The following is a 9,348-nucleotide window of genomic DNA, read 5'->3' as shown; positions in this document are numbered from 1 at the left end:
TTTACAAACATTAGTTTCAGGAACTTCAATCCCGAAGCCAATACAGAAACAACTTTTAAGAATAGTACCACTTGGTTCAATCTTGGGGTCAAAACTGATTTGTTCAATTGGTATTTCGATAATTAGCCCAAGTTCCTGCGCAGGCAGGAATCTCCTGTACACAGGCTCAACCTTCTCCTTAAATACTTGTTTTATAATAGTATAATAATCCTGATTTAATCCAATTAATCCGAGCTTTGTTCATCAAATACGTCACTAAAAATAAAATTTCTACAAAGCAAGAATCTCAATTGCACTATAAAATTTCCCTAATTTAGTGACCATAAATTTAGATTCTACTGATACCAAAAACTAGTCATGGCATGCGCATCCTAGTCCATTAAATTTCAATATTCTGAAGTCAAAAAATTTGCTTTACGTTTCAAAAATCGAAAAAGGATATTGAAATTTAATTATTCACTAATTGAATTGCTCAAAACCAATTTTCAAAGTATCTTTGCACTCGCATTTAAAAGCGACAAATACAACACCGATTGGCGACAACAAATTCTTCTTTACCAAGGGTCTCAGTTATTTCTGATTTTAAGGAAATAACGAAAATGAGATTATCATTGAGTGTTGTATTTTCAGCAATAGCTGGGTATTTGCTTGGCGCCACAACCATTGAGGTGAGTACCTTGATACTATTGGCGTTTGGAGGGTATTTTATGGTTGGTGCTTCTAACATCTATAATCAAATTATTGAGCGTGATTTGGATGCACTCATGAGCCGCACCAAGGACAGACCCATTCCTGCAGGACGCATATCCGTCAACTCCGCCCTTACATTGGCCATCATCTTTACGGTTCTTGGGATTGCCACACTTTATATAATTAATCCGCGTACTGCCATGTACGGAGCTATATCTATATTTTTATACACTAGTGTTTATACGCCATTAAAAACCAAAACTCCATTATCTGTATTCGCAGGTGCTATTCCCGGCGCTATTCCATTTATGTTGGGTTGGGTTGCCGCAAGAAATGCTTTCGGAATTGAACCGGGAACATTATTTGCCATACAGTTCTTTTGGCAGTTCCCTCATTTTTGGGCCATCGGGTGGTTCTTGTTTGACGATTATAAAAAAGGCGGATTTTTCATGCTTCCAACAGGAAAACGTGATAAAGGTACGGCCACGCAAACGGTCATGTATACCATTTGGACCGTTTTAATATCTGTCATTCCTGTGTTTGGCTTCACTGGAGATTTGAAATTATCTATTGTTGCAGCTATATTGGTCTTTGCAATAGGTTTAGGAATGATCTATTTCGCGTTACAATTATACGCGAAAAGAACAGAGCTGGCGGCAAAACACCTCATCTTGGCGAGTGTGATATATATTACCCTATTACAGATTATTTACGTTGCAGATAAATTTATAAGATAATATGGATTTTACAGAAGGAACCTTTGAGGAGAAAAATAACAGAGCGAAAAAGATGATGCTTTGGTTTGGCATCGTTTCGCTCATCATGTCATTTGCGGGATGGACCAGTGCCTTTGTTGTAAGCAGCACAAGAAAGGATTGGCTTAAGGATTTTCAATTGCCAAATGCATTCATAATCAGCACGGTTATGGTCGTGTTGAGTAGTGTGACATTTATATTGGCGCAAAGAGCTCTCAAAAATCACCAAAGACAAATGACGTCCGTTTGGCTTTTGGCGACCTTGGTATTGGGAATCGCTTTCATTACAAATCAGTTTTTAGGTTTTCAGCAGATCATCAATATGGGCTATAATTTTACTGGACCTACCAGTAATGTGACCATGTCCTATATCTATTTAATTGCGATGGTGCATATCGTTCACGTAATTGTAGGGCTTGTTTGCATTTTGGTCGTAATTTATAATCATTTTAAACAGAAGTATACTGCTACGGATATGCTAGGTTTTGAACTGGCAGGAACATTTTGGCATTTTATTGATATTCTGTGGGTCTATCTCTTTTTATTTTTATATTTTGTAGGCTAATTGATGGTAAATTTTAATACGATTTATTATCCATCTACAACAAACATTAATTATAGTGTTTCAAAATTCAATAAGGATGTTTCTTTAGATGAATAAATTGATTATTTTTGTGCAACTTTTTAAACTAAAAAACTAATCACTACATATGGATTCGACTGTCGTGAACACTAGTGCCGAAAACAAGCGTTGGGGCGGAGGTATAGAACCTTTAAAAGCGAGTTACGGTAAAATGATGATGTGGTTTTTCCTCACTTCAGATTCATTAACTTTTACTGGGTTCTTAGCAGCCTACGGCTTCTCAAGATTTAAATTTGCCGATTCTTGGCCAATAGCAGACGACGTATTTACCCATGTACCTTTTATTCACGGTAACTATCCGATGATTTTCGTGGCTTTCATGACTTTTATTTTGATCATGTCTTCTGTTACAATGGTATTGGCGGTGGATGCCGGTCATCGCATGGACAAAGCCAAGGTTAGTTTATATATGTTCTTGACGGTTTTGGGAGGTTTTGTCTTCTTAAGCTCCCAAGCGTACGAATGGACCACTTTTATTAAAGGTGGTTACGGCGCTGTTGGAACTCACGGTGGTAATATCATCCATTTTGTGGATGCTGAGGGTGAGCGTGTGGCGTTAAAAGATTTCGCTATTGCCCAAGCTTCTGATCGAACCCAACATACAAGAAAAGATGGTCTTTGGTTTACAGGGGAAAAGGCCCTTCCAAGTTTTACGATTGATGAAGTTGTGGCTGGATTTGAAGCCAATCCTGGGGTGTTTGTAAGAACGACATATACAGGCGAGGACGGTCATAAAACGGTTTTATCCCGTAGTGAATCACTCAAAGAATTAAAAACTAAAGGAAAGAATGTTGTAGAAGGTGCCAACTTGGTTCAAAACGAATACGGTCCACCCTTATTTGCAAACTATTTTTTCTTTATCACAGGTTTCCACGGATTTCACGTGTCGATAGGTGTGATGTTAAATATTATTATTTTCTTTAACGTTCTTATAGGAACTTACGAGCGAAGAGGCAGTTACGAAATGGTCGAAAAAGTCGGTTTATATTGGCATTTCGTTGACTTGGTTTGGGTATTCGTATTTACATTCTTCTACCTAGTATAATTTTAGATAATTTATTTTGAACATGGAATCACACGCACAAGCAGAACCACATAAACTCGCAATATTTAGAGGGTATTTAAAGTTTAAATCCAATAAACAAAAAATTTGGGGTGTATTGATCTTTTTGGCTCTAGTTACAGCTGTTGAAGTTCTTTTGGGGATATACAAACCGGAAATGTTTATGGGTCAGGTTTTGGGCATGAAGGCTCTTAACTGGATCTTTATTATTTTGACCATAGTAAAAGCGTATTATATTACTTGGGATTTTATGCACATGAGAGATGAAACCGCAAGTCTAAGACGTATGGTTGTGTGGACAGCAGTCTTTCTAATTTCTTATTTAATCTTTATCCTTTTACAAGAAGGAGACTACATTGAGTCTGTCTTTTCTTCAGGATTTGTAAAGACTGATTTTTAAAGTCTTCCTTTCTAGTATAAGAGGAGGATTTAAGTGTTAAACATACATAAAAAGGCGGTTATATGAACCGTCTTTTTTATTTTTGCACTTGTGTAATTCAGCGTGTATTTATTGAGTAAATATGCATAATTGAAGAGTCTTAATCATGCAAATCATTTTAAATGAATAAAAAACTTGTTAAACGCTATTCAGTTCTAATTGTACTGTTTTTCCTTCCAGTAGCGTTTCTTTTGATGCTTTATCCAGCAAAACACAATTATATCGCGCTTGATGTTGTAAAGGAAAACGTTCTTGATATTGCTTCAAACACCGATTTAGAACTTCAAGACCACATTACCGTATTGGCTTTTTTTGGAAAAACCCCAATGGCGAGGGCCACAGCTGCATCTAATTTAAAGGAACTCATCTATAATAAGTTCAAGGGATTTAAAAGATTTCAGATTGTAACCATCATGTCTCCTGAAGCAAAATCAGATCTTCCTGCACTTAAGAAAGAAATTGAATCTCATGAAGATCTAAAATACTGGCATTTCGTTTTTTTAGAGGAAGATGAAATACAAAAGATTTATGGAAGTCTAAAATCGGAATTTCCATTGGATGAAGACCTTTCAACTTCTCGAGTATTTATTGTTGATGCAGACCTTAACCAACGCGGACGTTTGGACGATAGAACGGATAAGGAAAGAGAGAAGAGCGCTATTGTTTATGATTTGACCTCCTACGACTGTGTGGAAGTTGCGATAATAAAAAATAAAATGAGTGAAGATATACGCGTGTTGTTTACAGAATATAGAGAAAAGCGCAAGGGGAATTTTGACTCCTCAACACGACGTGCTAACGATTTAAAAGGTATTAATAATGAGCAAGAAGACTAGTTATTCTTATGTAGGAGTGTCGTTTATCATTCTTTTATTTGGAATTTACTTTGTTCCAAAAATAATTGATCGGATCAGCAATAAAGATGTTGTAAGAGATGAAAGTAGAAGTGAGGACATTAATCTGAATCCAAAAAAAAGACCAGGAAACCTATCCGATTTACAATTTATTGAAATTAATGGGGTTAAAAAAAAGGTCCCTGAATTCAGTTTTATAGATCAAAATGGAAACACTGTTTCCAATAGAGATTATGAAGGAAAGGTATATGTCCTTGAATTCTTTTTTACAACCTGTCCCAGCATTTGCCCAAAAATGAACGCCAATATGGTGGAAATCCAAAATGCATTTCAAAATGAAAAGAATTTCGGCATTGCATCGTTTTCCATAACACCACATATTGATACGCCAGAAGTTTTGAAAACCTACGCAGATAGCAATGGCATTACTAGCCCTAATTGGCATTTGATGACTGGTGATGTGGATGAAATCTATAAATTGGCCAATGAAGGTTTCTACCTGTATACCGCGAAAGATGAAAGTGCAGAAGGTGGATTTGAGCATTCAGGTAATTTTGCGCTTATTGATAAAAATGGTTTTATAAGATCAAGATCTGACGCTCAAGGAAGCCCAATAATCTATTATAACGGTATCATTTCAGAAGAAGAAAAGGTGGATGAGGTAGGTATGGAGCAGCAGATTACTTGGTTAAAACAAGATATTGCAAAGTTGTTAAAGGAATAATGGAAACGATAAATAGAGCGGCAGAAAAGAAATATAATAAGTGGATTGTCATTCTTTCCATTGCCATCCCATTGATAGTAGGGGCACTATTTGGCGTCAACTTGAGAGACTTAGGTTTTGAGGTGGAACCACTAACGTTCCTGCCACCTATTTATGCGACGATTAATGGATTGACCGCCTTACTATTACTGGTTGCCTTTTGGGCCATTAAAAACAAGAACATTACGCTACATAAAACTTTGATGACTACAGCAATTGGATGTTCAATTGTATTTTTATTAATGTATATAGCGTATCATATGACCAGTGATTCTACCTCATATGGAGGTGAGGGTGTGTTGAGATATGTTTATTTTGCAGTGCTAATTTCACACATTTTATTATCAATCGTAATCATTCCATTTGTCTTGATCACCTATGTACGTGCCATCACCAATAATATTGAACGCCATAAAAAGATAGCACGCATTACATTTCCATTATGGCTATATGTTGCAATTTCTGGAGTGATTGTTTATATTATGATTTCACCTTATTATGTCTAAAATGAAAGTTCGAGTCTTTTTTATATTGTTTTCACTGTTTACCTTTTTCTCAACAAACGCCCAGTGTGCCATGTGCCGTGCGGTTTTGGAAAGTGAAGATGGGCAATCTACTGCAAAGGGTGTCAATGATGGGATCGTGTATTTAATGGTCATCCCTTATGTCTTAGTCGCCGGAATGGGTGTCGTTATGTACACAAAATTTTATAAAAAGAAAAACGTATAAAAAGTACTGTTTCTGTAACAATTGATCTCCTTTTGAGTCTTATTAGTACATATTCAAGATAAGTCTTAACAATTCGTTAATATACTTCATGCCTTGTTTTATGTAACATTGCATAACCAACCGTCTTAATATGATACAAATAAAAGATTTACATAAATCCTATCACATGGGCGCAAATTCACTTCATGTGTTAAAAGGGATCAATTTTGACGTCAAAGAAGGCGAATTAGTTTCCATAATGGGATCTTCAGGGTCAGGTAAATCGACGTTGTTAAATATTTTGGGCATGTTGGACGAAGCTGATGAAGGATCATATACGCTTGATAACGTCCCGATTAAGAATCTTAATGAAAAAATCGCAGCAAACTACAGAAACAAATTTTTAGGTTTCATCTTTCAATCTTTCAATCTCATTAATTATAAGTCGGCTTTAGACAATGTTGCGTTGCCGTTATATTACCAAGGTGTCAACCGTAAAGAACGGGTAGAAAAAGCAATGCATTATCTCGATAAAGTAGGATTGGCGCCATGGTCTCACCATTTGCCCAACGAGCTTTCCGGTGGACAAAAACAACGGGTGGCAATTGCGAGAGCTTTGGCAAGTGATCCAAAAGTATTGCTAGCGGATGAGCCTACTGGTGCTCTAGATACCAAAACCTCCCATGAAGTCATGGAACTTATCCAAGGCATTAATGATGACGGAAAAACCATTTTGATAGTCACACATGAACCTGACATTGCCAATATGACCAAGCGTATTGTCAATTTAAAGGACGGTGTGATCATTGATGATAATTTCGTGGAACAAGTAAGGGCTAATCAGTATGTTTAATATTGAACGTTGGCAGGAAATTTTTGAAAGTTTAAGTAAAAATAAGCTCCGCACCTTCCTAACTGGACTATCTGTTGCGTCTGGTATTTTTATTTTAGTCATTCTTCTCGGTTTTAGTTCTGGAATCCAAAATGGCGTCACCTCCCAATTTGAACGTGATGCTGCCAATAGTATTTCGGTGTGGACAGGGGTCACCACCAAAGAATATAAAGGATTAAATCCCGGACGCCGCATTCAGCTAAAAAATCAAGACTTCACTGCCATTGTTAATAAATACGATGATCACTTAGAATACAAATCGCCATTTTATACCATTTGGGGTGGTTTGGTCAATTATAAAAATGAATCTGGCAATTATAGAATTCAAGGCGTTTTGCCAGACAACCAATTTATTGAAAACGCCGATATTAGCCAAGGACGTTTTTTGAATCACTCAGATGTCATGGGTGCCAAAAAGGTGGCGGTCATCGGAAATAAAGTGAGCCAAGATTTGTTTAAGGGTGAAGATCCAATTAACAAGGATATTTCGCTTTATGGAATAAATTTTAAGGTGATTGGTGTCTTTTACGATCCAGGAGGAGAACGGGACGAAAGTAAAGTAATGATGCCCATTACTACGGCGCAAAAAGCATTTAACGGTGGAAATGACATCAGGAACATGACCTACACCGTAAAGATGTCCGATAATTTTGACGACGCCGTGAAGCTTTCCGAACAAATTTCTTTGGGTATTGAAAATGACCTAAAGCAAACACACATTATTGCTCCGGATGATATTAGTGCAATTAATGTGAATAACACGCTGGAAGAAGCAAGAAAAATCTACTCTTTGGTGGATACCATTAAAGCGGTGTTTTGGTTTGTAGGTATTGGTACCATCATTGCCGGAGTAGTTGGAGTGGGGAATATTATGCTCATTATTGTCAAGGAACGGACCAAGGAAATCGGCATTCGTAAAGCTTTGGGCGCAGTTCCCATGTCTATTGTAGTGATGATTCTACAAGAATCCATTTTTGTAACCATGTTCTCTGGACTCTTTGGACTTATTGCGGGGCTTGGACTACTCGAAATTGTCGGACCGCTTATAGAAAGTGACTTTATAAAATATCCACAAGTTGATTTTAATACTGCATTGACCACTGTTTTTGTGTTGGTGTTTGCAGGAGCCATTGCCGGATTTATCCCAGCGTACCGCGCGGCAAAAATTAAACCTATTGTAGCACTAAGAGACGAATAATATGTTTAGCAGAGACCGTTGGGACGAAATATTGGAAGCTTTAAATGCGAATAAGTTCAGAACTTTTTTGACTGCGTTTGGTGTGTTTTGGGGCATCACCATCTTGGTGCTCTTATTGGCCTTGACCAACGGACTCAAAAATGGGGTGACCGCAGATTTTGGCAATTTTGCTACCAATTCCATGTTTATATGGACTCAACAAACCTCAAAACCTTATAAGGGCTTGCCTAAAGGACGGCGTTTCAATTTTAAATTGGATGATGTTGCTAGTTTGAAAAACGATTTTCCACAACTCAAATATGTATCTCCCCGCAATCAATTAGGAGGCTATAGTGGCGCCAATAATGTCATTAGAGGCACAAAAACCGGAGCTTTTCAAGTCAATGGCGATTATCCGGAATTTATAAAACAACAGCCCATGGATATCATTCAGGGCCGTTTTGTGAGCTATTCTGATATAAATGCCAAGAGAAAGGTATGCGTTATAGGAACAGGTGTGGTAAAAACGATGTATGATAAGGGAGAGGAAGTTTTAGGAACCTATATCAAGATCAACGGCGTCAATTTTATGGTGATAGGTACCTTTAAAGTGAGCAATAGCCAAGGCGATAAAGAGGAAGATGCCAATACTATTTTTTTGCCTTTTACGTCTTTCGGCCAGGCCTTTAATTTTGCCGATAATGTTGGATGGTTGGCCGTAACGGCGCATGATGGTACAAATATTACAACGCTTAAACCGCAAATACTGGAAAGTTTAAAGAACCGACGCAAAGTACATCCTGAAGATGAGCGTGCTATTGGTAATTTTGATCTTTCTGAAGCTTTTGGGCGAGTCAATGGCCTGTTTTCCATTTTGAGCTTTGTGGGTTATTTTGTGGGTGCGCTCGTGTTAATGTCTGGGATAATAGGAATAAGTAATATTATGCTCATCGTAGTAAAGGAGCGTACCAAAGAAATTGGGGTAAGGAGAGCTTTGGGAGCCTCACCATGGACGATCAAATCTCAAGTTTTGCAGGAAAGCTTAATTCTTACCATTTTATCAGGAATGGTAGGTATTTCTTTTGCTGCTGCGGTTATTTGGGGGCTTAATTATGCTTTGGACATGAACGGTCCGGTTGAAAATTTTGCAAATCCGAGTGTAAGTATGTCGGTTGTCTTTATTGCCCTTTTTATACTTGTAGTGTCTGGATTGCTGGCAGGATTGATTCCCGCTAATAGTGCCACTAAAATGAAACCGGTTGACGCATTAAGAATAGAATAAATCCTATAAAAATCACATCAAATGAACCACAGCTTAATTAATAGAGTTTTTATTCCAAGTAATCTTTGAGGTGTACCATTAG

The 9,348-nt window shown here is 37.4% G+C and carries 11 protein-coding genes; all 11 read left to right on the top strand.

What is annotated here, in order from left to right:
* Positions 1-533: 533 nt before the first annotated feature.
* Positions 534-1,427 carry a heme o synthase gene (gene cyoE, locus VLZ86_RS01700; protein ID WP_325448075.1) on the top strand — a complete coding sequence of 298 codons (894 nt, stop codon included), beginning with the start codon at positions 534-536 and terminating at the stop codon, positions 1,425-1,427.
* Position 1,428: 1 nt separating this feature from the next.
* The gene (locus tag VLZ86_RS01695) at positions 1,429-2,010 is read left to right on the top strand and encodes a cytochrome c oxidase subunit 3 (RefSeq protein ID WP_325448073.1); all 582 of its coding nucleotides are present in this window, start codon (positions 1,429-1,431) and stop codon (positions 2,008-2,010) included.
* A gap of 145 nt (positions 2,011-2,155) precedes the next feature.
* A complete protein-coding gene (locus tag VLZ86_RS01690) occupies positions 2,156-3,133 on the top strand; it encodes a cytochrome c oxidase subunit 3 (RefSeq protein ID WP_325448071.1) in 978 nt (325 codons plus the stop codon).
* Between the two features lie 22 nt (positions 3,134-3,155).
* Positions 3,156-3,551 (top strand): cytochrome C oxidase subunit IV family protein, encoded by a 396-nt coding sequence (locus VLZ86_RS01685; RefSeq protein WP_325448067.1) that lies wholly within the window; start codon positions 3,156-3,158, stop codon positions 3,549-3,551.
* A gap of 161 nt (positions 3,552-3,712) precedes the next feature.
* Complete coding sequence (locus VLZ86_RS01680; protein ID WP_325448066.1) at positions 3,713-4,426, top strand: hypothetical protein; 714 nt, start codon at positions 3,713-3,715, stop codon at positions 4,424-4,426.
* The gene (locus tag VLZ86_RS01675) at positions 4,410-5,168 is read left to right on the top strand and encodes an SCO family protein (RefSeq protein ID WP_325448065.1); all 759 of its coding nucleotides are present in this window, start codon (positions 4,410-4,412) and stop codon (positions 5,166-5,168) included. The genes VLZ86_RS01680 and VLZ86_RS01675 overlap by 17 nt, the downstream gene beginning before the upstream one ends.
* Positions 5,168-5,713, top strand: a complete 546-nt coding sequence (locus VLZ86_RS01670; protein ID WP_325448064.1) for a DUF420 domain-containing protein — start codon at positions 5,168-5,170, stop codon at positions 5,711-5,713. The genes VLZ86_RS01675 and VLZ86_RS01670 overlap by 1 nt, the downstream gene beginning before the upstream one ends.
* A gap of 1 nt (position 5,714) precedes the next feature.
* On the top strand, positions 5,715-5,936 hold the full coding sequence (locus VLZ86_RS01665) for a hypothetical protein (RefSeq protein ID WP_325448062.1): 222 nt from the start codon (positions 5,715-5,717) through the stop codon (positions 5,934-5,936).
* 130 nt (positions 5,937-6,066) lie between these two features.
* A complete protein-coding gene (locus tag VLZ86_RS01660; RefSeq protein ID WP_325448060.1) occupies positions 6,067-6,768 on the top strand; it encodes an ABC transporter ATP-binding protein in 702 nt (233 codons plus the stop codon).
* A complete protein-coding gene (locus tag VLZ86_RS01655) occupies positions 6,761-8,005 on the top strand; it encodes an ABC transporter permease (RefSeq protein ID WP_129015940.1) in 1,245 nt (414 codons plus the stop codon). The genes VLZ86_RS01660 and VLZ86_RS01655 overlap by 8 nt, the downstream gene beginning before the upstream one ends.
* Position 8,006: 1 nt before the next feature.
* Positions 8,007-9,266: an ABC transporter permease gene (locus VLZ86_RS01650; RefSeq protein ID WP_325448056.1), complete on the top strand. Its 1,260-nt coding sequence runs from the start codon at positions 8,007-8,009 to the stop codon at positions 9,264-9,266.
* Positions 9,267-9,348 lie beyond the last annotated feature (82 nt).

The organism is Gelidibacter sp. (assembly GCF_035515035.1).
Classification (GTDB): domain Bacteria; phylum Bacteroidota; class Bacteroidia; order Flavobacteriales; family Flavobacteriaceae; genus Gelidibacter.
This window is presented reverse-complemented; position numbering and strand designations above follow the sequence as displayed.

Bases quoted from the DNA above. Each gene is read 5' to 3' on its own strand.
- VLZ86_RS01695 (WP_325448073.1), top strand. From the start codon at position 1,429: ATGGATTTTACAGAAGGAACCTTTGAGGAGAAAAATAACAGAGCGAAA.
- VLZ86_RS01690 (WP_325448071.1), top strand. From the start codon at position 2,156: ATGGATTCGACTGTCGTGAACACTAGTGCCGAAAACAAGCGTTGGGGC.
- VLZ86_RS01685 (WP_325448067.1), top strand. From the start codon at position 3,156: ATGGAATCACACGCACAAGCAGAACCACATAAACTCGCAATATTTAGA.
- VLZ86_RS01680 (WP_325448066.1), top strand. From the start codon at position 3,713: ATGAATAAAAAACTTGTTAAACGCTATTCAGTTCTAATTGTACTGTTT.
- VLZ86_RS01675 (WP_325448065.1), top strand. From the start codon at position 4,410: ATGAGCAAGAAGACTAGTTATTCTTATGTAGGAGTGTCGTTTATCATT.
- VLZ86_RS01670 (WP_325448064.1), top strand. From the start codon at position 5,168: ATGGAAACGATAAATAGAGCGGCAGAAAAGAAATATAATAAGTGGATT.
- VLZ86_RS01665 (WP_325448062.1), top strand. From the start codon at position 5,715: ATGAAAGTTCGAGTCTTTTTTATATTGTTTTCACTGTTTACCTTTTTC.
- VLZ86_RS01660 (WP_325448060.1), top strand. From the start codon at position 6,067: ATGATACAAATAAAAGATTTACATAAATCCTATCACATGGGCGCAAAT.
- VLZ86_RS01655 (WP_129015940.1), top strand. From the start codon at position 6,761: ATGTTTAATATTGAACGTTGGCAGGAAATTTTTGAAAGTTTAAGTAAA.
- VLZ86_RS01650 (WP_325448056.1), top strand. From the start codon at position 8,007: ATGTTTAGCAGAGACCGTTGGGACGAAATATTGGAAGCTTTAAATGCG.